The sequence below is a fragment of the Aliiglaciecola sp. 2_MG-2023 genome (genome assembly GCF_030548145.1).
In the GTDB taxonomy this organism is placed as follows: Bacteria; Pseudomonadota; Gammaproteobacteria; order Enterobacterales; family Alteromonadaceae; genus Aliiglaciecola; species Aliiglaciecola lipolytica_A.
Genome location: NZ_JAUORY010000025.1, coordinates 1 through 20796 on the forward strand (window position 1 = coordinate 1; position 20796 = coordinate 20796).

The window sequence follows — 20796 nt, forward strand, 5'->3', positions numbered from 1 at the left end:
TCCAAACTTCCCCCCACTTTCTTATCAAAGCCCAAAAGCGCCATATTCACATCACTTTTTCGCTCTGAATTGGTTTGGATTAAAGGGACTTAATAATTTGGATGTCTTAATCGGCATTAGGCACTTTATTTTGGGTGTCTTAATAGACACTTCTTAATAGTTACTTGAGGTTGGGGCATTGACGCAATTTTGATGCTTCAAACTGCCAATAAATCGATAAAGTAATACGTCACTCTTGCACATTAGCAAAGGTTTAATGCACGTGTTTTCACTGTGTTACCCATTAAAGTCGCTATGTCAAAAATGGACTATACTTAATTTCCCTTAATATGAGATTTTTAACGATATTAGTTGTCATTGCACTTAACCCAACTAGTTGCTTTCGTTTATTTAAATTCAAGATCGAAAATATTATCTAAATTAAAAAGGAGATAGAGATGCAACGACGGGAATTTTTGAATAGTTTAGGTTTTGGGATTGGAGCGAGTATGTTGGCCCCTGGAGCTGTGCTAGCACATTCTTCAAGCACTGATATGGGGGTTTCAACAGTTCGAACCGGTGATTGGCGTGCATTGCGAAAATTGTTTCCACTGACTCACGACTACATACAGTTATCGACTTTTTTGTTGGCTTCGCACCCAAAGCCTGTAGCTGATGCTATCGAAAAACATCGACGAGCTTTTGATGAAAACCCTTCTGATTACTGGCACGAAAACTTCCTAACTATCGATAGTGAAATTTCAAATAGTGCGGCTCAATATATGGGCGGTAAAGGGGAGAATATCGCCCTAACCGACAGTACCACTATGGGGCTTGCCATGGTTTACAGTGGATTAAAGTTACAATCCGGTGAAGAAATTTTGCAAACAGTTCATGATCATTATTCAACGGATATGTCATTGGTTCATAGGGCGAATCGAAGCGGTATTAAAATCCAGCGTATTGCTCTTTATGATAATCCAGCAAAAGTGAATGTTAAGGAAGTTGTTGCCCGCTTAAAAGAAGCAATAAATGTTAACACCCGAGTTTTTGCCGCCACATGGGTTCATTCGTCGACCGGCGTTAAACTCCCTATACGAGAAATGGCCGATGAGATTGCTCGAATTAATAAAACGCGTAAGTCAGCTCAACAAATCTTATTTTGTGTGGACGGAGTTCATGGATTTGGGATTGAAAATCAAGATGTGAGCGAACTTGGCTGTGATTTTTTCATTGCTGGTACGCATAAATGGATTTTTGGTCCTAGAGGAACTGGTGTTATTTGGGGTAACGATAAAGCTTGGGATCAGGCTGAAGCGGTTATTCCTAGCTTTAGTGCATCGTACGATGTTTGGATGGGATTGGTGAAACCAGGAAATGTGCCAGTGGGCGAACACATGTCACCGGGTGGTTTCCACTCGTTTGAGCACCGCTGGGCGTTACCCGAGGCCTTTAAATTGCATTTGCAATTAGGCAAAGAAAATGTACAAAACCGCATCCATCAATTAAACCAGCAAACCAAAGTCGGACTAGCAAAAATGCCTCATGTTACCTTGTATACACCTGAGAGTAGCGCGCTTTCATCGGGTTTAGTCTGCTTTGACGTAGATGGAATAGATCCTGAAACAGTAGTAAAAAGAATGCATAAAAAAGGCATAATCATGAGTAGTACTCCTTATCGGAAAAGCTACGCCCGATTTGCACCTTCATTACTTAATAATGAACAAGAAATTGAAACAGCCTTAGCTGAAATTAGTGCTATGGGATGAAAAACTTCTTTTAAAAATAAAGAAGACACCCATCTTTAGTAATTTTTATTACGCAGTAGATTTATATAAAAATTAACAAAGTGCTTTACCTCTATATCACCTCTGAAGGCGCTTTATTTTCAAAGTGTACATATTGTTTTTTATTTTGGTAATAATGGGTGTCTTAATAAGTACTATCCAAATAGTCCTGCAAGGTGGGCAGTTCTTGCTGCCAATAATATGCGTTAAATCTGATATATATCTTAATAAAGACATAGCAATTCAAAAACCTCCGAAAATTTTAAATTCAAAACCCAAATTAACAATATTCACATGATTCTACCGTTCTGAATAAACCAGAGAATGAGGGCTTATTACTATGGGTGTCTCAGTAAGAAAATGCTATGGGTGTCTCAGTAAGAAAATGATGGGGGTCATGGTAAAAGAATGGGTGTCTCAAAAATTAGTGACATTTGTCATCGTGAATGAATGACAAAACACACTGACCTAATTTTTGCTATAGGGATAAAGTTAAACCTCAAACAAATTTGGGGAACAACAATGAAAATAACGAAAATTTTGGCTTTATCACTATGTTTAATTAGCTCAGTTAGTTCAGGCTATGTCAGCGCACAAAGCAGCAAACCGACAGTTAAAATTACTCATCAATATGAAGCATTTAATGCAGTGGTATCCGGAGCGGGTAAGCCTATCATTTTGATTCCTGGGGTCTCTTCTTCCGCTGCTGTATGGACAGATACCATTGAGCACTTTTCTGATCGTTATCAACTTCATGCCCTTACTTTAGCTGGATTTTCCGGGGTAAAAGCCGCCGCACCAGAAACCGTTGGCGCTAACTATCTTGAATTTCAAAAGAATGCGATTTTAGACTATATCCGCACAAATAAATTAGAAGACGTTGTGATTGTCGGTCACTCTCTTGGCGGAACTTTAGCTTTGTGGTTGGCAACAGAAAAACATCCTCAAATATCAGCAATTGTGAATGTTGATGGACTACCAGCACTTGGGGCTTTACTTGCTAATCAGCAAGCACCAAGTGGCGAAACACCACGTTCATTTGATCCTAAAATCATGGTCAAATCGATGGCGAATAATGAAGCTTGGCACTCACAAATGCTAAATGAGATGATGACTTCAGACCCAATGACATCGGGACAGGCATTCGGTGAATTGATGCAATTAGATCTCAGAGATAAGCTCAATGAAATAGAACGCCCCGTGCTTACAATTGGCGCACCGGCACAAGCAGCGCCTTATGTAAGTTATGCTGCTACAAAAAACAATTACGTCACGCAACTGGCTAATATTCCGGAAGAATTTAAGCACATGGCCTATGCCCCAACCGCTAAGCACTTCGTGATGGCTGACGAACCTGAGTGGATGCTCAGTCAAATTGAGTTGTTTCTTAAATCGAATTTATGATTTTAACCCGCAACACCAACACACTAAGTTAAGTCCTTAGTGTGTTGTTTTGAATTGTAAATCACTTCACTTACGAGGCGCTCGTGCTCAAATCAACAAGTTTTCTGTGCATTTCGAGACCGATAAAAAGTATGTTATGTTTATTCTCACAGCGCTCTTTTTAGGTGTTATTGATAAACCATCGGGTGTAGGCATATAGCGCAACCAAGTAAATTAGATATCAACACCTAAAAAAGTAGGCTCAAGGGAAGTTACAATATTTATAAGGAGATTCGATGAAACATATTTTTTGTGCTGTACTCATTATTATTGTTAGCGGCTGCGCAAGCATAAAAAGAGATTATGTATTTGATGGCTCAACAATTGAATCAACGAAGCAGGGAATTTTGTACGTAAGCAAACGTCTAAAACGTGCAGAGGAAGTTGAGTTTCTAATGGCTTTGATGGCGATACAGTTTTCAGATGTCAAAAGTTTTTATGACATAGAGGGAGACCCTACAATGACTAACGAAATCAACTATTTCATTATTGGTAAAAAAATTGACGGGTTAAATTACAACGAAGTATTAGAGTTGGCAAAATCCTCACCAACAAAAGTTAGTTTGTTTTCAAAATAACTATAATAAGGCAAAACATTGGTTGCCTCCGCCGCTTAGATACCAATCTTTTTGTGTTTTAAAACATTAGGTGCTCAAGGGAAGATGGAATTTTCGATAGATTCATCAGTTTCAGCTAACTCGCTCAGGTTCACTCATCCTGAGCATGATTATTTTATCGTCCATTCATCTGGAGTTGCTTGTGCATCCGTTCGCGTTTGCACATATACAGATGAAAAGGGGCTGCTAAATTTTTTAAATGAGTTGGCTGCATTTAACAAACCATGGAAATCAGCTCGTAAATGGGGGTCCATAGAAAGTCAGTTTAGTCTCTCTGCAATTTGCTCATCTGTTGGAGAGGTTTGTTTTTCTTTCCAGCTAAAAGATATGCTTGGACATCCAGAAGAGTGGCAATTAAGGTCAAGTATCTTAGTTGATTTCGGACAATTGCCACATTTAGCGACCCAAGCTGATCGTTTTTTCAATCATGTTCCGACTCAATAAAAGTATCAAATATGCTTTGCTTATCAGCGGGAAACGCATGCGGTTTTACCCGTCATTGTGAGGGTTAGGGGTAGCATGAAATATCTTTTTCCATTAGCAACAATTCTACCATTTCCTGCATTTGCCGAAGTTTCGGATAAAATGCCAAGTCTTATAGAGATACTTTTCACTGGCGTTGGAATTTTTATAGTCGCTATTACAGTTAGTTTTATTCGATGGTGGCTGAGTGCAATATTCATTTTTGTTGGTGCTTTGTACTCGATAGGTCTTATATCCTTGTGGCAAGATATACAAATGCGCAATGCCTTACTTGATGAGCAAGGTTGGTACTATTTTGCTGTTTTAGGTATAGAACAATTTTTAATTTATGCAGGTGGATTAGGTGGTATTTATTTTGGGCGTAAAGGCAAAACCAATAAACTTGTTCCCTAGGCCTAATATTGGCGGCATGCAGCCTATTTCCAATAAATACTGCCAGCAAGCTTATCTTAAAATTGTGGGGCCCTATGTGGCAAAGATATAATGAAGTCTGAGAAACCAACCATCATGGGAATGGCAGAGTTTTCACCTTCTGCAAAATGTCCAAAATGTCAGTTAATTATGTATCTTGGGAATAGGTGTCCTCACTGTGAACATTTGTTAAGTCATGCTGAGCAAAAAGCACAAAAAGAGTTTTGGATAAAAGTAAGAAATCGCGGTTATAAAAAAGGTTTTATTTTCTTTACTCTATTTTTTCTGATTTTTTGCTTAGTTTATAATTTTTAAACCAAAAGACATTACTCTTTTTGCTTCTACTATTTGTTTCGGCAATTTATTAAATCTTGAGATGATTTTGAAAACAACGTTTCTTATCTCTATATTATTTTTACTCTTGACGAGTATAGTGAATACTACCCTTGTACCGTCGATACTTATCCAATTTATCCAATTATTAAAGTCAAAACGTCAAGCAAGCTTTGGATGTATCTCATCCTGCGGTATCTATGCTTCATGAAAGTACCCAAATTATTGTTTCTGTTTCATATGTAATTGAAATTGCGACTAAAAATCCTAATCTCCACATTCCATACATCGACGAAACGTTTATTTTAAAACCCAATTGCGAGGTGTCGGTTCGCCATTAACAAACATAGGGTTTTTACAAAAAGATTTGGCAGAACTTGACGACAAGGAACTCCAGATAGCGATAAACCTTTATGGGGTGATTTATTATGCTTTCCAGGAGACTTTATTCATTATCTAAAGCGATAGTTATAATGAATGATGAAATAATCTCCAAAAGTACAGTTACGTTACAAATAGGTGTAGAACCTCAACCTAAGGACGATTATAGTAAAGTGCATAAACTTAAATTCATCAGTAATGGAATACTTGTATATGAGTTGTGTTGGTTGGATAAATAGGTCATCTAACAATTGCATCGGCTTGCACCCGTCACTTCGTTCAGTCTTATAGCTAGCATGTATTAGTCTACACTTAGTGATTTTGTGACAAGTCTTTAGCAGTCCTGCATAAATTGACGTCAGCGCAGACACACTAACTATCAGTATCAATTTCTAAGGCCGAGCTATGTCAGTCGGCCAATTTGAGAGCGATCTTCATAGAAAATTATACTTTTTCGCAAACGAATTGAAATTTAAGCCTTTTAACAACGAATTACTTTGGAGACAAGCGGTCTTGGAGAGCACTATATATACCGAAATAAATCGGCAAAACCTGATCGGTAGTCTTTGGATGGTTGCGGCTATGGGCGCATTCGCTATTGAGGACGCATTTGTTAAAGTGGCGACCAAAACGCTTCCAATTGGCGAGGTGCTTATCCTGTTCGGTCTGGGTGGCATGTTGATTTATATGGGGATGCTTTACATTAAACGTGAACCTCTTTTTATCCCAGACGTTTTATCGCGCTCAATGTTAATACGCGTAGGCTTCGAGATAACCGGACGTATTTTTTACGTACTTGCCATCGTTTTAATTCCACTATCTACGGCTACGGTAATCTTACAAGCAACACCTCTTGTTGTGGTTGCCGGTGCTGCAATGATATTTGGTGAAAAAGTGGGTTGGCACCGATGGTTAGCCATTATTATGGGGCTTCTAGGGGTGATAATAATCGTTCAACCCGGTACTGATGGATTCTCTGAGTTATCTTTGCTTGCGATAATCGGAATGATCGGTTTTGCTGGTCGTGATCTCGCTAGTAGGGCTGCCCCTGTGACTATTGGAACATCACTGCTTGGTCTCTATGGATTCTTGTCGGTAGCCGTGTCTGGGTTACTATACTCCGTTTGGGCCGATGCACCTTTTGTTGTTCCTCAAAGCGAAGCATCACTGGCTCTTGTGGGCTGCATCGTGGTCGGTGCGCTAGCTTATTCTTGTTTGATGAAAGCCATGAAAACAGGGGAAGTATCCGCTGTGACCCCTTTTAGGTACGTCCGACTTCTGTTTGGTATAGCCATGGGCATTTTGCTGTTTGGTGAAGTACTGACACCTGCGATACTGCTCGGCTCTATATTAATTGTTATGTCCGGTCTTTTTATTATCTGGCGAGGTAAGCGTCGCACACACGCTATCCACGAAAGCAATTAACCCTAGTGTGCAACCGCTATTCGCGATGCGCAGTAGTAAAGATAATTTCAATATTGGATAACGTTATAGTATTCCAGATGATTTAAACTCATGGGCTAACGACAAATAATATGATGCATAACAAGGACATTCTGTTGATTTCTTTCGCGCGTTGGGACGCATATTCTTGGGCTGATTATGACTAAAGATCAATATGTAAGCCCTGAAAATTGCCCGTTATGTAATAAACCGAATTATTGCGCTAATTTATCAAATAGCAATAAGCCCTGTTGGTGCATGGAGGAGGATATTCGCTTTCCAGAAAAGCTATTCACCCAGCTGGTAGATGCTGCTATAAATAAAGCCTGTATCTGCAAAGCTTGTGCACTTAAGCATAAAGACGAGCACTAGCAAGACAAGTTGTATTTTGAAATCTCCGAATGTTGAAAAGCGACGAATTAACTGTTGTTAACAAAGTGAAAGTAATAAAGAGCCATATCGTGTTTGCAGAGAAAACTTGCTGGCAGCACTCATCCAGAAAGTCTAAAGTAAATTAAGCTTTGTAAGGCATGCTAACAGCTGCTTTTTATTACTGAGTACTGTGTTATCGAAAATAAGGAGGTATTGATGAGCAACAAACATAACGGCTCTTGTCTTTGCGGTAGCGTAAAGTATGAGCTTTGCGGTGAATTCCAGTCGTTCTTTTTATGTTATTGCAGCCGCTGTCAGAAGGATACAGGTTCTGCCCATGCAGCCAACCTGTTTGCTAAATCCAGCACGCTAACTTGGCTACAAGGTGAAAACGAAGTTGTCAGTTATCAACACCCAAATACATTACATCAGAAGAGTTTCTGTAAAATTTGTGGTTCGGCGGTCCCAACGATTAGTCAAGAAATTGATAGCATAGTCGTTCCTGCAGGTAGTCTTGATGGCCCTGTTGCAATTTTTCCTACCGCTAAAATATTTGTGGGTAGTTGCGCAAATTGGGTAACAAATTTGAGTAATGTTACGAGCTTCGAAAAATTGCCGGGGCAATCTGACAATTAAAGACATAACAATTTGCGTAGCTGTTACCTCACCATGTTAAGCAAGTTTAGGAAACTCTGCGTAAGTTTTAGCAAAAGCTTGCTTTGCTTCAATGTGCTTTTTGCGTAACTATAGCTTTGCATGCTAATAGATCGCGTTTTATATCTGGGAGACTTTAGTGAAAACTTCGTTTTTTTTACTTTTATTTGTGGCTTTATTTTCCAGCGCAACAGAGTTAAACATTGATATCGATAAAGGATTCTTAGGTGCAAAATGGCTTTCGTCTAAAGATAAGGTCATTGAAGTTTTAGGGGAGCCCAATGGTTCTTTTAGAATAAATAAACATAGGGAATTTTTGTTCTACGGTAAAAACATTGGACTTTTGATTTCTCGAAATCAATTGCGGGAAATTGTGATTGGGCAGATATTCTCCCATCATTACTACGACATGCCAGTGATTATAAATAATAAATTTAACGCTTCAGAGCTGACCATAAATAATGAAATATTTATCGAACAACCTTTCAAACAAGTTGAGAAAGCTTTGAATATTTCGTTAGGAAACCCAGGTTACAACGTTATAACGGGTACGGATGATGTCACTATTAAATTAAGTTTTAGTGGAACAAATTTTAATGGCATTGAGTCGTCCTTTAAATTGAATGAAATGAGAGTGACCTATCAATTGTGATATACCAAATCAATCAAGTGCAGCCAAACGGAAAATGGCGCATTGGGCCTGATTCGTGGTCACGTTTAGGCAATAAGTTTGTATCGATAAACCCAGTATTATGCTCAACAGAATTTACTTAAATGGCTGAACCAGACGCATTGAAAATCATGTCATTTGCTAGCCCGCAAGAACTCCGCCAGTGGCTACACTTGAAGCACGCAACTGAAAGTGAGTTGTGGGTAAATATATTCAAGAAAAACAGCGGAATTCAGAGTGTTACTTGGAACGATGTGGTCATGGAAATTTTATGTTGGGGTTGGATTGACGGTGTCAAAAAATCAATTGATGGGCAATCTTACCTTCAGCGAATCACGCCCAGAACCCCTCGAAGCAATTGGTCTAAAAGGAACACTGAGCATGTTGAACGACTGATAAACGAAGGTCGAATGATGGAACCTGGGCTGGTCCATGTTCGTGCTGCCAAAGCTGATGGGCGTTGGGAGAATGCGTATGTGGCAAGTGAAATGGAAGTGCCGGAAGATTTTATAGCTGCACTAGAACATCAGCCTATCGCCAAAGCGTTTTTTGAAACCCTTAATAAATCAAATCGTTATGTTATCGCCTATGGCCTAACAAGTGCGAAGAAAGCCGAAACTAGACAAAGACGATTTCACAAATACATGACGATGCTTGCCCAGAAGGAAAAGCCTCTTTGAGTTGCATTGGGCAGCTGAAACAGACACAAAACAAATAACTGCGTTCGCTTCGCCGATGATTTTAAGCAACTATAATTAGCCGTTTAACATGGCTTTATACACTAAGGGAAAAGCTTTGAGTAAATTCGTAATCTTTGGTAATTCAGGCTCTGGTAAGTCAACTTTAGCAAAACAATTAGCGTTGAGTAATCATTTAGCCCATTTAGATCTTGATACCGTGGCGTGGAAACCTATTATGCCACCAGAGCGACTGCCTATTTTAGAATCCAGTAAATTGATAAATGAATTTTTAGTTGCGAATAGTGGTTGGGTTATTGAAGGTTGTTATTCGGATTTGCTAGCACTGGTAACTCAACAAGCGGATGAAGTGATTTTTCTCAATTTACCCGTCTCTGCTTGCATCGAAAATGCAAAAAACCGTCCATGGGAGCCGCATAAATATGAGTCCAAAGAAGCGCAAGATAAGAATTTAGAAATGCTAATCAATTGGATTTCGCAATATACTGTTCGTACAGATAGCTTTTCGAAAGCGGCCCATGAAAAGTTATTTACAGACTTCCAAGGGAAAAAAACAATGTATGTGTCGAACGACCAACGTCGCGAAAAGTAACAGCTAACACATTGCCTTTAATAAGATTTAATCATGGTTTTCATTTTGATTATGACAGTACTATGATAATAACTCGCCTTGCTAAAAGTGCTTCATGAGGATATTTCCTTTGGCACAGAAGAGAGCGTCTCGCTATCTATTAATATTGCATTGCCAGAAGTTAGAACCGTAGATTCTCAACCGGTAATTACTTATGCCACGGTGGCTGAGTTGTGTTTTAGTACATGTTTTAACTATCCATACCTAAACTTAAACTGTTTAGCTTCGAGGCATATGCAAAAAGGATTTCAAATGCAAAGAAATAACTTACTCATTATTGCAGGCTGCTTAAGCTTTTTCGCAGCGCTGTTGCATCTTGCTTGTATCTTTGGCGGGCCTGATTGGTATCGTTTTTTTGGTGCAGGTGAAAGAATGGCCCAAATGGCAGCTGCGGGAGACACGTATCCCACAATTGCTACCTTAGTTATTGCTTCCATTCTTTTCGTTTGGGGGCTTTACGCTTTCTCTGGCGCTGGTTTAGTCTTTAAATTACCGCTTTTAAAAACATCCTTAGTGTTAATCACTGCTGTATATTTGATTCGTGGTATTGCTGGTTTGCTACTGCCTTTTGTGACATCAGATCCAGTGGTTCATCAAAACTCAATCGCTTTTTGGTTAGTTAGTTCAAGCGTTTGCTGTGTCTATGGTGTTTATTATTTGCTGGGTACAAAGCGATTGTGGCGGTAGTGCGTAGTTTTGTGCCGATTCTGCAATTCAGTGAATTAACGAATACTTTTTCGCTTTGTTATTAGCGTGCCGCTTTTTCAAATTTACTTCGCTTATATACATTCATATCAGATGAGTTCATCAACAGCTGTTCAAACAGATATTTAACAATAGTTGCACTTTTCTGCCAGTTTGGCTTAGTCTGTCGGTTGATTTTTGTACAGTGCTATTGTGCTGCCAGTTATAGCTGAAAAATCGTGATAATGAGGTCAAGTGGCCGATTGTCAAATAAGTGCTGCGAACATCAGCCCTTAGCTTTGCTGCATTGGGCGCTAGTTTTAGCCTACTGGATTGTGAAGCAAATACGGATGTAAATACGTGAATAAGGAAAGTTGAAATATGACAATAAAAATAATTGGTGCTGGTATGGGCAGAACTGGTACTGCGTCGTTAAAAGTGGCACTTGAAACCTTGGGTCTTGGGCAGTGCTACCATATGACTGAAGTACTAAAGAATCCTAAAACTGCAACAGATTGGATCAATGCGGCTGAAGGAAATGCCGACTGGGACAAAATTTTCAATGGATATACTGCAACCGTTGATAATCCGGGATGTAATTATTGGAAAGAACTTGCTGACTATTACCCTCAAGGGAAAGTTATCTTGACCGTTCGTGACGCAGACAAATGGTTTGAATCTACCAGTGAGACTATTCATTCGAGTGCCTTTGCCGGTTTCATTAAAAATAGTCCGTTTGGGGAAATGGTACAAAAAACGGTTTGGGATATCATGGAAAACCGCATGGATGATAGAAAATACATGATCGATTTTTTCAATAATCGCACAGCTGAAATTATTGACTATATTGCTCCAGAACGGTTGCTTGTATACAAGGTAAGTGAAGGCTGGGAACCACTTTGTAATTTCCTCGATATTCCAGTACCAGACACTGAGTTTCCTCGTATAAACCGTCGAGATGAGACTAAACAGGTATTAGAAAATTTGCTTGCCAGCACTGGGGATGAAGAGGCAATGGTTGCGGCCGGCCATGCAGTGCATAAAGATTGATCTTGAAGTGACAAACAATTCCACCTACTTAATCTGCTAAAAACAGTAATAGGCTGTTATGTTACTTTTAGTAAATACAGGTAACCAATGTTTGATTGGTTACCTGATTATCTTAGTTTTTCCCTGCTATCACTCCGCCATCAACATCCCAAATTGCACCAGTAACCCAACTGGTTTCATCACCTAGTAAAAAGTTAACTGTTTTGGCGATTGTTTAGTGCAAACATACATCAAGTTGCTTTACTGCTTATCTATTGTGAATTCGCCGTTATCCACTGCATTCGTCGCTGAACACTGCGCGATCACGACCTTCACTTTTAGCTATATAAAGGGCTTCATCTGCGCGCTGCAACCAAGTGTCTTCCGTGGAATCAGGTAGCCAAGACGCGACACCAAAGGACACTGTTATTTCTTTGCCATCTGGGGTTTTTAACGCATTCTTAATTGCCTGTCTGAGGTTGTTAATAAAAGTATGATGTTGATCATTTATTTGTGAAATTAGTAACACAAACTCTTCTCCGCCGAACCGATAAAGCCGATCATATTGACGAATGTGGGTTCTGGTAATAGCAACAAAACTTTTTAAAACTTCGTCGCCAACTGCATGACCGTATTTATCGTTCACCGTCTTGAAGTAATCTAAATCTAGGATCACCAATAATGGCTTGGCACCAGTGCGCTCTGAATTTGAAATGGCTGCTTTTATATCTGCGCTCATGGCTCTGCGATTAAATGCACCGGTTAGCGCATCAACCGTATTCAGGGTTTCGAGTAAACGAAATTGTTTCGCACTATGACTGGCATACACAAAGGTACTTAGTGACAGCATCAAAATGGTGACAATATAAGAGTCGAGTGAAACAGTGGCTAAAATGTCAGATAGTGCCACGATAGATGCGCCTGCAACTAAATTAACGCCAAAGGCTTCAACAGGTTTTAGCAGCATAAACGTACTTGCGAACACAGGGTAAACCCATAAAAAGCTATCAATCCCATTTGCTCTCACAATGGCTACAACACCGGCATTAATAAATACGGCTAACACCGCGCTTACCATGCGGATTTTTTTAGAGTAAAACGCATAGGCAACAAAGGCGATCATACCCAGTACCAGAGCCATATCTATGACTGCAGCGGTAACATTGCCTTCAAAATAACGAATCACCGCAAATGGAAAAACCCCCAATATTGCTACAGTAGCCAGTAACAACAATAATGACAGTTGATATTTTTGCTGTAGCTGATTAATCATAAGCTTACTCGCAGTAAAACCACAGATTATGCCTATCAGTTTGCAGGGTTTACAAGCATGAAAATTTTAATATTTGTTATTTTGGATATAATCAACCTAGTTTGATTTTAAAAGAAATCGTGAGTGGGGTAAGGGTTAAAATTCTTGCTGGGAAAGTATCAGTTATAATATCTCGAACAATTTAATCGGACTGAAAAGAGCGACCAACACCCTCGGCATTAAGATATTTACCCTCGCTAATTGATCTATCCAACTAATTTTTCGCCGCATTTTTGCATTTAGCAAAGTTTCATCCCAAATGTCCCGTTTTCACATAAATTAATGCACCGTCTTGTTTAGTAAATGGAGTATGGCGGCTGAAGTGAGGACTTCGTATCCAAGAGCCTTTAGGATAGCTGCCATGTTCGTCATGGAAGGTGCCGTCTAAAACGAAAATTTCTTCACCTCCCCAATGTTGATGACTGTTAAATTGGGTATTCGGTGCCCACTTAACTAAAGCAACTTGTTCAGTTCCAAATTGATGTAAAGGCATGACAGTCAGTCCATCGACAAGCCCTTGATGCCATGGTTGGTAAGGAGTATGAATCACCTTTTGTGCGTCATCGGTTTGCTCAAATTGATGCAGTTTGACAAAGATAACCGCGCCTTCTTTTCCAATTTTAGGTGTATGTGAGGTTCCTATCGGGTTACGCACATAAGAGCCTTGGGGATAATCTTGATGTTCATCTGCAAAAACGCCGTCGAGCACAAAAAACTCTTCTCCACCAGAGTGAGTGTGTGCTGAAAACTCACTAAATGGAGAATACCTTACAATAGAGGTGGCCCTAGCCACCTCATCGCCAATTCGGTCTAACATCATACGTTCGACACCTCGCATCGGCGATTCAACCCATTGATAATCTTCCGGACGAATCACAATACGTTGTTCAAAATCTGCGTTAATACGAGTCGTCATATTGACTTCCTACTTTGGCTCTCAGTTTATTTTCTGTCGATGTTTAGATTGCTATCTACACCCTCAATAGCAACTATCTAACTCAGGCTAATGGTTGAAACAACTCAGCTAAAGGCGAGATTATACAAGTTCTTGTTGAATGTGTGTGATTTGCTTTAATGGATTTGCGCTGTCGCTGTGGATTTCGGCGTTACTGAAGTCCACAGATAACGTCAATAACGGCTATCTCAGTAACCCCGGTAATCGCCAGTTATTTCGTGGTTTTCATGTTCGATGAAATAATTTCGACTACACTATTAATAGCTCGGATTCTGCCGCTACTACTAGTCACAATTTACTTCTGGCGGAACTGATTGGATTTAATGCTGTTATTGATAAACGCTAGATTGGTCGTTAAGGCTTTAATTTGGAGGGCGCTAGCCACTTGTTTGATTTAAGAGTCATTCTCTCACTTTTAAGTGCCTTACTGCTTTGGAGCTGTACGGTTGCACAAACCACTGCATCGCCAGTTATTGACGTTCATCTTCACGCTGCTCCCAGCAGTACTGCATCGCGATGGTATTCACTTACAACAAACGAGACAGCCGATGCGGCTCAAACGCGCTACCTGCTCGATACCTTGAATGTTCATTCCATCGTTCGAGCCGTTATCGGCGGTTCTCCTGCTGACGTTGAGCGAATTCGTAGTGCTGACCCTACTCGTTTGATAGGCAGTGTGGCATTTCCTTGTTCAGATGGGGTAGATCCAAATCTATCCCCTTGTTTTGAAAATGGTGGCGATTGGCCGGATCTAGATTGGCTGCGTCAAGAGGCTGAGGCGGGCAGAATCGGCGCAATTGGAGAGCTGTATAACGTGTATGCAGGCATTGCCCCGAATGATCCCCGCATGTGGCCATATTATGCTCTTGCGGCTGAATATAATCTGATGGTACTGGTGCACGCCGATGCAGGACCACCTCCAGAAGGGCGTGTTGCCGGATGTTGCGCGGACTTTAATGAAAGCTTAGCGTTTCCAGCACTTTACGAGCCAATTCTTGCTCGGCACCCTCAACTTCGTTTAGTTTTGTATCACGTATTTCGCCCTGATTTTGTTCAGCAAGCGTTGGTGTTGTTAGATAAGTACCCAAATGTGATGGTAGAGACATCACCAATGACCTTGGTTCCCACTCCTCTAATTCATAGCGCCATCAAGACTTTTGTTCAAGCAGGCCATGAAGACAGGATCGTTTTTGGCTCTGATTATTGGGGCGCGATTTCGGGGAGTATTGAGGTGATTGAGTCCGCTCCTTTTTTGTCTGAAAAGCAGAAACGCGCGATTCTTCACGATAACGCTGCTAGATTCTTGTCTATCGACAAAAAGCACTAAGGCTTGGAACAAACCGCTTAGGCTGAGATGCTGCTGAACTATCTAACAAAGGTTCAAATCAACGATAAAAGCTGTCATTCCTATTACTTTGGTAAAGGCTGCACTCGTTAAGTATGCAACTTAGGATAGAGTTAGGGTGTAAACTTAGTAATCAATAATTAAGTTGAAATACTGACATTCTAGAAAGTGGAAGTTAAGCAATGAAGACTGCAATTGTGATAGGGGCGACAGGATTAGTCGGCAAAAATTTGGTTGACCGATTAGCGGCAGATAAGCGCGTTGAACGGGTTGTTGCTGTTACGCGGCGTCCCATTGAATATCAATCTAACAAAATTGTTAATCAAGTCGTCAACTTTGACGAGCTAGAAAAATACGCTGATGTTTTTACCGGTGATGTTCTGTTTTCATGTCTTGGTACAACCGCGAAGCAAGCCGGTTCTGTCCAGGAACAACGGAAAGTTGATTTTGAATATCAGTATCAAGCCGCAAAAATATCCGCTGAAAATGGTGTCAGTCACTATATTCTTGTTTCATCTAGTGGTGCTAACGGGAAAAGCATCAGTCCTTATCTAAAGATGAAAGGTGAACTAGAAGACGCTGTTTGTTTATTACCTTTCAAACGAGTAAGTATATTGCAACCGTCACTGCTCATTGGCGAGCGAGAAAGTTTTCGTTTAGGTGAAACCTTGGCAAGTTGGATTCTTCCCCCTTTATGCATGCTGCCATTCTTTAAACGGTATCGTCCCATTTCTGGTGATGAGGTGGCTAAAAAAATGCTTTCAATTAGTCTGTCTTCAGGAAATGCTAAACAGATATATCGACTTGATGCGCTTTTTAGTTGATTATTTAGACGCAACTAACGCTCAAACAAGTCACACTCTAAAGAAAGAGTAATCCGTCATAAATCTGGAGAGCATAATGAAAGTTATTTTATTACTGATCGTGTTTTTAAGTGGTTGTGTCGCGACTCCCCAAAAAACCGAAGCAAAGGTTGAACCTGCCATGCAATTGGGGAATTTTTCTGTCAGTCTTGCTGTTAAAGATATATCGGTATCCCGAGCGTTTTACGAAAAACTAGGGTTCACAGTGCGTGGTGGGGATCAAGCGCAAAACTGGCTGGTCCTTCAGAATGAAAGCACAATCATCGGTTTATTTCAGGGCATGTTCGAACAGAATATTCTGACTTTTAATCCCGGTTGGGATAATGATGGAAAAGAGTTAGCGCAATTTACCGATGTTCGTACGCTACAAAAAACAATCAAAGCAAAGGGCATTAAACTCCTTGCAGAAGCTGACGAATCAACATCTGGGCCAGCCTATTTTATGCTAGAAGATCCGGATGGAAATCAAATTCTTATAGATCAGCATGTGCCGGCATTAGACTAGGCAATTAGGCTCTACAGACGCTTCATTATCGAGATGATGAGGAAAATAAGGTAAACACAAGTTAGTTCGGGCTTCTTCTTGAGTTATGGCTGGAATAACATTTACAGGTTAGCTTTTAGCGACTTAGCCTAATATTTGAATAATTTTAATTGTGTTAGCGAAGAAGTTGCTACCTATTTTGAGCTATCAATCATGCTTCAATAATTGGGAGGGAAAGGAACTTGGATTCTACGCTACTGATCATTTTGGTTTTCGGATTTATAATGAGTCTGATTGCCATCATTGGTGGGCTTTTCATTCTTTTGCCCGAGAAAATTTTGAAGATTTTGCTGAAACCAATTGTTGCTTTTGCAGCTGGTTCTTTGCTTGGGGGCGCTTTCTTTCATATGCTTCCTCATGCGCTGAAAGCCCCTCAACCTCAGAGCTTAGTATTGCTTTGGGTGGTAGTTGGGTTTACCGCTTTCTTCGCCCTTGATCAACTACTTGAGTGGCACCATTGCCATCGTTTACCTTCTGAACATGTGCAGCCATTAGGGCCCTTGTTGTTGTTCGCAGACGGGGTTCACAATCTTCTTGGAGGGCTTGCAATTGGTGCTATCTTTGTTGTGGACATCCGTGCTGGTATCGCAGCTTGGGTCGCCGCTGCATTACACGAAATTCCCCAGGAAATCGGTGACTTTGGAGCGATGGTTCATGCCGGTTTTTCAACTCGAAAAGCACTAATTTATAATTTTATATCCGCGCTAACTTTCCCTCTTGGTGGGGTTATTGCTTATAGTGTGGGACAGAGTATGAATGTGTTTTTTCTTGTGGCGTTGGGGGCCGGTAATTTTCTTTATATCGCAGGCGCAGATCTCATTCCTGAGGTTAAACGAGCCAAAGAACTTCGGGAAACGGGTGTTCGGTTCGTATTTTTTGTATTAGGTGTTTCTATCTTATATGCGGTGGCCCCGTAATGGGATATGACAACGAGGGGAGTTTGACACCCAAAATATGTACCGGCTTTTTTGGGTTTCTAGGTATATATCCTTTCGTAGCTCTATGACTGTATAAAGCACTGAATTAACTATTTAGCTTAATTCGAGGTGTAAATCACCTGCTTTGTACTTCAATTTGAAAATTAGGAATAATAATGAACAAAGTTACTAAAAAGCGTTTGTTGATAGTGGTTGGTATCATTTTTCTATGGTGGTTCTTTTTCTTTGATTTGCGGGTGTATCAATTAAATAATGTGTTGGCAGACAATAGCGAAATTGATAATTATCCATATCCCTTTAGTGTCGTCTCTTTTGATGCTGGGGTAGCTACCATATCTAGTCCACGTTCGGGGAAAGTATCAGCAGTAACCGTTTTAAAACAGCTGTTTCCTGAGCTTCGCAATGAAAGCGAAAGCTCCTTAAAAATGGTGGAAGCACAACAGATACTAGCCGCTACTCAGTCGAAAGTTGCCGAATTAATAAAGCAACAAGAGGACGTTAAACGCGTCACTTGGGAGTTAGATGAATATTGGTTGAGTAGTCACGGAATTGAAGTCTTTTAAAGCATGGAATCAAACCTAGTTGTGGCGACAACTAACGGTAAATGAGACGGCAAGTCTTACATATTAAGGAGCTCAAAGGGTTGTTAAATTTTGCAGAAAAAAATGAATATTGGTCTGATAAATTTAAAGATTTAGATTTATCAGATGAAGAAATATGCTCGAAAGAGTTTGAAGGCTGTACCTTTGACCGTTGTAACTTCAGCAACACGGCTTTTGTTAGGTGCGTTTTTACAGATTGTGAGTTTACTGATTGTAATTTAAGTAATAGCAAAATTGAATACAGTCAATTTTCAGATGTTTGTTTTCGAGATTCAAAATTAATCGGTATTGATTGGACTAAAGCGGCTTGGTCAGAATTAATCTATAACTCTCCGGTTAAGTTCTATCAATCTATTCTTAACGATAGCTCCTTCTATGGGCTTTGTTTACAAGATTTAACAATGGAAGCATGCAAAGCGCAAAATGTGGATTTTCGTGAAGGTGATTTTCGCCATTCAAATTTCACCTTTAGCGAGCTGCAAGGGAGTTTTTTCGATAATACCAATTTGTCGGGTGTGGACTTTTCAGAAGCCACTGACTACAACATTGATATTCATCGTAACAAACTCAAAAATGCCAAGTTTAGTCGCTTTGAGGCGTTAAGGCTGTTGGAAAGCCTGGATATCCAATTGGTTGATTGAATAAACGTTTTCAAAATAGATTACATTAGATTTTGTTGTACATTTGCACTTTAGTTAGGCGTAAATTAGGAGCGCTATGAAGATTAGGAATTTTTTCATTTTGGTTTTATGTTTGGTTGGTAGCCATAATCTACTTGCCGAGACTAAACTTGAAATAATGGCTAAAAGTAAGTTTACGATTGGTGACACTATCGAGTTTCATTCCCTTGTTTTAGATGAAAATCGAATCCTTAACATTTATCTTCCTAGCAGCTATGACGCGGCTATTGATAAACATTATCCGGTGATTTATCTGCTTGATGGATCTGCCTCTGAAGATTTTATTCATTTAGCCGGTTTAGTCCAATTTGGCTCATTTTCTTGGATAAATCAGCTCCCAGAAAGTATTGTTGTAGGTATTGAAAATGTTGATAGAAAGCGCGATTTTACCTACCCCTCTAATAACCTTTTAGATCACAAAGACTTTCCTACTAGCGGTGGATCTGAGTCTTTTGTTCGCTTTATTGGCTCTGAAATTCAACCACTAATCGAGAAAAACTATCGTACAAACTCGAAAAAAACAATTATTGGACAATCACTTGGAGGCCTATTGGCGACTGAAATTTTGTTCAAAAAGCCTAATCTATTTGATAACTATATTATTATCAGCCCGAGTTTATGGTGGGATGATGAGTCACTCTTAAAATTCACAGCATTAACCTCAAGTTCGCCTAAATCCATTTATATAGGCGTAGGGAAAGAGGGTGAAATAATGGAGCGAGTAGCAAAAGCGCTATTTGAAAAAGTTAAAGCAAATAAACCTTCCCGCGATGCCGTTTTTTTTAATTATTTTGAGCAACTAAGTCATGGCGACACTTTGCATTTAGCAGTTTATGACGCATTTGATAAGATATTTAGAAGCAAAAAAGAGTAAGCATAGTTGTTTAATCAGCCGGTCAGAAATCCAAGTTTTGGCTTAAATTACCTTGAGAATTCCCGATGAAAAAGAAAATTATTGCAGCTTTACAGATTGGCTCTTCCTCGCAAGGAACGGCGCAAACGTTACAGCTGATCTTAGGTTATAAAGAGCGTATTTTAGAATCCAAATGTGATTTGTTAGTGATGCCAGAAGCACTTTTGGGAGGCTACCCCAAGGGAGCTGACTTTGGCACTAAAGTGGGATATAGAACTGAGCAAGGGCGTGAAGACTTTTTACATTACTGGCAGCAAGCAATTGATATTGATGGTCCGGAAGTGCAAGAGTTGGTTGAACTGGCAAAAAGTTGTAATACGTCAATCGTGATAGGGATTATCGAGCGCGGTGGTTCAACTCTTTATTGCACGGCGTTATTCATTACCGAAAAAGGTGAAATTAGTAAACATCGTAAATTGATGCCCACCGCCAGTGAACGGTTAATCTGGGGGCAAGGTGATGGTTCGACATTACCCGTGTTAGAGGTATCTGCAGGGCGTATTGGTGCGGCCATATGCTGGGAGAATTACATGCCGTTGTTACGCTCAGCAATGTATGCCAAAGGTATTGAAATTTGGTGTGCACCAACGGTTGACGATCGTGATATATGGCAGGCAAGCATGCAACACATCGCTTATGAAGGACGCTGCTTTTTAGTCAGTGCTTGTCAATATCAATCCTCACCGACTGCAGAAAACAGCCTAGATCCATCTTGGCCAAAGGATAAACCTCTAATTAGAGGCGGTAGCGTGATTATTTCACCTATGGGTGAGATACTAGCGGGCCCTTTATACAATGAAGAGGGATTAATATGTGCTGAGATTGATTTAGACGAGATTGTTAAAGCTCGATATGATTTAGATCCCGCTGGGCACTATTCCCGTCCAGATATCTTTCAACTAACCGTTAACGAGCAAGCTCGCCCAGCGGCAACAATTGTGAAGACTGAAAATAACAATTAGTGATGTTTTGCTTGGCTAAAAATGGCAAAATAATAGACCTTCATCTTTGCTTCAATTGGCAAATTAT

Annotated in this window: 24 protein-coding genes and 1 pseudogene; 22 read left to right on the top strand and 3 right to left on the bottom strand. The window is 40.1% G+C overall.

The window, feature by feature from the left end; all coding sequences use genetic code 11:
• The first annotated feature begins 437 nt into the window (after nucleotides 1-437).
• The 14 genes from Q4567_RS18820 to Q4567_RS18885 all read left to right on the top strand — a co-directional run bounded on the left by Q4567_RS18820 (nucleotide 438) and on the right by Q4567_RS18885 (nucleotide 11636).
• Nucleotides 438-1748 (top strand): aminotransferase class V-fold PLP-dependent enzyme, encoded by a 1311-nt coding sequence (locus Q4567_RS18820; protein WP_303501629.1) that lies wholly within the window; start codon nucleotides 438-440, stop codon nucleotides 1746-1748.
• A gap of 540 nt (nucleotides 1749-2288) precedes the next feature.
• Nucleotides 2289-3170 carry an alpha/beta fold hydrolase gene (locus Q4567_RS18825; protein ID WP_303501631.1) on the top strand — a complete coding sequence of 294 codons (882 nt, stop codon included), beginning with the start codon at nucleotides 2289-2291 and terminating at the stop codon, nucleotides 3168-3170.
• Between the two features lie 275 nt (nucleotides 3171-3445).
• A complete protein-coding gene (locus Q4567_RS18830; RefSeq protein ID WP_216047670.1) occupies nucleotides 3446-3787 on the top strand; it encodes a DUF6694 family lipoprotein in 342 nt (113 codons plus the stop codon).
• An 84-nt stretch (nucleotides 3788-3871) separates the two neighbouring features.
• Nucleotides 3872-4270, top strand: a complete 399-nt coding sequence (locus Q4567_RS18835; protein ID WP_303501633.1) for a DUF6228 family protein — start codon at nucleotides 3872-3874, stop codon at nucleotides 4268-4270.
• Between the two features lie 75 nt (nucleotides 4271-4345).
• Nucleotides 4346-4702 carry a hypothetical protein gene (locus Q4567_RS18840; protein WP_303501635.1) on the top strand — a complete coding sequence of 119 codons (357 nt, stop codon included), beginning with the start codon at nucleotides 4346-4348 and terminating at the stop codon, nucleotides 4700-4702.
• Nucleotides 4703-4792: 90 nt separating this feature from the next.
• Entirely contained in the window at nucleotides 4793-5035 is a 243-nt protein-coding gene (locus Q4567_RS18845; RefSeq protein ID WP_216047673.1) for a hypothetical protein, read from the top strand.
• Nucleotides 5036-5947: 912 nt separating this feature from the next.
• Nucleotides 5948-6859 carry a DMT family transporter gene (locus Q4567_RS18850; protein ID WP_303501637.1) on the top strand — a complete coding sequence of 304 codons (912 nt, stop codon included), beginning with the start codon at nucleotides 5948-5950 and terminating at the stop codon, nucleotides 6857-6859.
• A gap of 177 nt (nucleotides 6860-7036) precedes the next feature.
• Nucleotides 7037-7249, top strand: coding sequence for a cysteine-rich CWC family protein (locus Q4567_RS18855; protein WP_216047675.1), 213 nt, complete (start codon nucleotides 7037-7039; stop codon nucleotides 7247-7249).
• Between the two features lie 216 nt (nucleotides 7250-7465).
• Nucleotides 7466-7885, top strand: coding sequence for a GFA family protein (locus Q4567_RS18860; protein WP_303501639.1), 420 nt, complete (start codon nucleotides 7466-7468; stop codon nucleotides 7883-7885).
• A 157-nt stretch (nucleotides 7886-8042) separates the two neighbouring features.
• Nucleotides 8043-8555 carry a hypothetical protein gene (locus Q4567_RS18865; protein WP_216047677.1) on the top strand — a complete coding sequence of 171 codons (513 nt, stop codon included), beginning with the start codon at nucleotides 8043-8045 and terminating at the stop codon, nucleotides 8553-8555.
• A gap of 122 nt (nucleotides 8556-8677) precedes the next feature.
• Nucleotides 8678-9253, top strand: a complete 576-nt coding sequence (locus Q4567_RS18870; protein WP_303501641.1) for a YdeI family protein — start codon at nucleotides 8678-8680, stop codon at nucleotides 9251-9253.
• 115 nt (nucleotides 9254-9368) lie between these two features.
• Nucleotides 9369-9863, top strand: coding sequence for an AAA family ATPase (locus Q4567_RS18875; protein ID WP_303501643.1), 495 nt, complete (start codon nucleotides 9369-9371; stop codon nucleotides 9861-9863).
• A 291-nt stretch (nucleotides 9864-10154) separates the two neighbouring features.
• On the top strand, nucleotides 10155-10589 hold the full coding sequence (locus Q4567_RS18880) for a hypothetical protein (protein WP_216047680.1): 435 nt from the start codon (nucleotides 10155-10157) through the stop codon (nucleotides 10587-10589).
• 378 nt (nucleotides 10590-10967) lie between these two features.
• Nucleotides 10968-11636, top strand: a complete 669-nt coding sequence (locus tag Q4567_RS18885; protein ID WP_303501645.1) for a sulfotransferase family protein — start codon at nucleotides 10968-10970, stop codon at nucleotides 11634-11636.
• A 112-nt stretch (nucleotides 11637-11748) separates the two neighbouring features.
• On the opposite strand, the pseudogene Q4567_RS18890 reads toward Q4567_RS18885, so the two are convergent.
• From Q4567_RS18890 to Q4567_RS18900, 3 genes and pseudogenes are all read right to left on the bottom strand, one after another.
• Nucleotides 11749-11847 (bottom strand): annotated as a pseudogene (locus Q4567_RS18890) (sugar dehydrogenase); the annotation flags it as partial.
• 57 nt (nucleotides 11848-11904) lie between these two features.
• The gene (locus Q4567_RS18895) at nucleotides 11905-12888 is read right to left on the bottom strand and encodes a GGDEF domain-containing protein (protein ID WP_303501647.1); all 984 of its coding nucleotides are present in this window, start codon (nucleotides 12886-12888) and stop codon (nucleotides 11905-11907) included.
• A gap of 289 nt (nucleotides 12889-13177) precedes the next feature.
• Nucleotides 13178-13843, bottom strand: coding sequence for a cupin domain-containing protein (locus tag Q4567_RS18900; RefSeq protein WP_216047683.1), 666 nt, complete (start codon nucleotides 13841-13843; stop codon nucleotides 13178-13180).
• Nucleotides 13844-14267: 424 nt separating this feature from the next.
• On the opposite strand from Q4567_RS18900, the gene Q4567_RS18905 reads away from it, so the two are divergent.
• From Q4567_RS18905 to Q4567_RS18940, 8 genes are all read left to right on the top strand, one after another.
• Nucleotides 14268-15209 (top strand): amidohydrolase family protein, encoded by a 942-nt coding sequence (locus Q4567_RS18905; protein WP_216047684.1) that lies wholly within the window; start codon nucleotides 14268-14270, stop codon nucleotides 15207-15209.
• A 200-nt stretch (nucleotides 15210-15409) separates the two neighbouring features.
• Nucleotides 15410-16051: an NAD(P)H-binding protein gene (locus Q4567_RS18910; RefSeq protein WP_216047685.1), complete on the top strand. Its 642-nt coding sequence runs from the start codon at nucleotides 15410-15412 to the stop codon at nucleotides 16049-16051.
• Nucleotides 16052-16211: 160 nt separating this feature from the next.
• Nucleotides 16212-16595: a VOC family protein gene (locus Q4567_RS18915; RefSeq protein ID WP_216047905.1), complete on the top strand. Its 384-nt coding sequence runs from the start codon at nucleotides 16212-16214 to the stop codon at nucleotides 16593-16595.
• Nucleotides 16596-16840: 245 nt separating this feature from the next.
• Nucleotides 16841-17551: a ZIP family metal transporter gene (locus Q4567_RS18920; RefSeq protein WP_289847875.1), complete on the top strand. Its 711-nt coding sequence runs from the start codon at nucleotides 16841-16843 to the stop codon at nucleotides 17549-17551.
• Between the two features lie 176 nt (nucleotides 17552-17727).
• Nucleotides 17728-18135: a hypothetical protein gene (locus Q4567_RS18925; RefSeq protein WP_216047687.1), complete on the top strand. Its 408-nt coding sequence runs from the start codon at nucleotides 17728-17730 to the stop codon at nucleotides 18133-18135.
• Nucleotides 18136-18215: 80 nt separating this feature from the next.
• The gene (locus Q4567_RS18930) at nucleotides 18216-18815 is read left to right on the top strand and encodes a pentapeptide repeat-containing protein (protein ID WP_303501651.1); all 600 of its coding nucleotides are present in this window, start codon (nucleotides 18216-18218) and stop codon (nucleotides 18813-18815) included.
• Nucleotides 18816-18891: 76 nt separating this feature from the next.
• Nucleotides 18892-19728: an alpha/beta hydrolase gene (locus Q4567_RS18935; protein ID WP_303501653.1), complete on the top strand. Its 837-nt coding sequence runs from the start codon at nucleotides 18892-18894 to the stop codon at nucleotides 19726-19728.
• 65 nt (nucleotides 19729-19793) lie between these two features.
• The gene (locus Q4567_RS18940; RefSeq protein WP_303501654.1) at nucleotides 19794-20729 is read left to right on the top strand and encodes a carbon-nitrogen hydrolase family protein; all 936 of its coding nucleotides are present in this window, start codon (nucleotides 19794-19796) and stop codon (nucleotides 20727-20729) included.
• Nucleotides 20730-20796: the final 67 nt, after the last annotated feature.